The organism is Paraconexibacter sp. (assembly GCF_041602235.1).
Lineage (GTDB): Bacteria > Actinomycetota > Thermoleophilia > Solirubrobacterales > Solirubrobacteraceae > Paraconexibacter.
In genome coordinates this window covers 1-2,070 of sequence record NZ_JBFIGP010000445.1, presented here as the reverse complement: position 1 = coordinate 2,070, position 2,070 = coordinate 1, and the positions used below count along the sequence as shown (strand labels likewise).

The following is a 2,070-nucleotide window of genomic DNA, read 5'->3' as shown; positions in this document are numbered from 1 at the left end:
GCCGCTCCCTCGGCCCCGCCGGCGACGGCGGCAGCGGCGGTGCGGACGGAGTCGTGGAGTTCGGTGAGTGCGCTCATGAGGGGTGCCCCAGCGTAGTGGCTCGCGACTTCGGACCTCGTCGCGGAAAGGCCTTGACTTCCCCTCGGCACAGGGCCAAAGTCGAATCATGTCGCGTATCCGTCTGTCGGTCGCGGCCGTCAGCCTCCTCACCCTCGCGCTCACCCAACCCGCCGCTGCGCAACAGCCGACGACGACCCGGGCATCGCTCAGCTCGACCGGGACCCCGGGCAACGAAGACACGTTCGACGCCACGGTGTCCGCCAACGGGCGCTTCGTCGCGTTCAACTCGTTCGCGAACAACCTCGCGGGATCCGACACCAACGGGGTTGCCGACGTGTTCCTGCGCGATCGCCACACCGGGGCCACGTCACGGGTGAACGTGGGACCCTCCGGGGCCCAGGCGAACGCCGAGGCGCTGTTCCCGGAGATGAGCGCGGACGGCAGGCTGGTCCTGTTCCGGTCGAGCGCCACCAACCTCGTCCCCGGATCCCCGCCGGGCCCGCAGCTCTTCCTCGCCGACACCACGACGGGCGCGGTCCGCCTCGCCGCCACGGTGCCCGCAACCCACGCGCTGTCGAGCAGCACCGACAGCACCGTGCTCAGTCGTGACGGCTCGCGGGTGGTCTTCCGCGCGAGTCGGACCTCCGGCGGAATCGGGGACGTGTTCGCCGCAGACACGGGCACGGGGGCCGTCCGACGGGTCACGGAGACCGCGGCCGGCGCCGCCGCCAACGGGACGAGCTTCGACCTCGCCGTCTCCGGCGACGGACGTTGGGTTGCGTTCACCACAGAGGCCACGAACCTCGCGACCCCGGACACCAACGGGTTCCGCGACATCGTGGTCGCCGATCTCCAGTCCGGCTCGTTCCAGCGAGCAAGCGTCCCGTCGGGACCTCCGACCAACCAGCCCAACCTGCACTCCTCGCAGCCGTCGCTGTCCTTCGACGGCTGCCTGATCGCGTTTCGGTCCGACGCGAGCAACCTCGTGGCCCCGGACCCGGGACCTGGGGTCACGGAGGTCTTCGCCCGCAACCGCTGCACGTCGGAGACGGAGGTGGTATCGGTGAACAACGCCGGCACGGCAGGCACGGCCTACGAGCCGTCGGTCTCCGATGACGGCTGCCTGGTGGCCTACCGCAGCGCGAACGTCAGTCCGGCGCCGGCGGCCGGGCTCGCGGCAGTGCTGCGAGACCGCTGTGGCGGCTCCACGACCCGGCTCGACCTTTCGAGCGCCGGGGAGCCCTCGACCACCGGTGTCGACCAGGTGCGGCTGTCCGGCGGAACCGGTCGCTTCGCGGCGTTCTCGTCGAACGCGACGAATCTCGTCCCGGGGGACTCGGCGATCTACGACGCCTACGTCCGCGACCGGGCCATCAACACCAGGCCGATCGCCGAGCTCGTCGTCGGCCAGTCCGGTCGCTCCGTCACGGCCGACGCCCGGGCGTCCCGCGACCTCGACGGCCCCGCGGTGACGGGCTCCATCGCCTGGGGCGACGGCAGCCCCGACAGCCCCGGGTTGCTGGCGACCCACGACTACGCCCGTGGCGGGTCCTACGCGGTGACCGTGACCGTCACCGACGTGGACGGCGCGACGTCCACCAGGACGATCGCCGTCACGGTGCCCGACACCGCCGGGCCGCCGCCGGAGCCGCCGTCCGCGGGCGGCGGTGGGCAAGCACCGGTCCCGGGCCCCCCGCTGCCCGGGTCCGGTCAGTCGCCCGGTCCGCTCGGCGCGCCCGTCCTGGATCGCCTCGCGCTGACGAAGAAGCGCTTCGCGGTCGTGCCACGTGGACGCCGCGTGGGCGGGAGCCTCGGCTCGACGCTGTCCCTGCGGCTCTCGGAGCCCGCCACCGTCCGGATCACGTTCCAGCGGGCCCGGACCGGACGGCGGGTCGGCGGGCGCTGCCTGCCCCGTGCCCGCAAGGGTGCACGGTGCACGCGCTACACCACCGTCGCCACCCTGTCGCGCGCCGCGCGGGGCGGGACGTCGACGGTACCCATCACCGGCCG

The 2,070-nt window shown here is 73.1% G+C and carries 1 protein-coding gene; it reads left to right on the top strand.

Going from position 1 to position 2,070, the window contains the following annotated elements:
* Positions 1-166: 166 nt before the first annotated feature.
* A partial coding sequence (locus tag ABYE80_RS20215) for a PKD domain-containing protein (RefSeq protein WP_372792153.1) occupies positions 167-2,070 on the top strand: 1,904 nt, incomplete at its 3' end.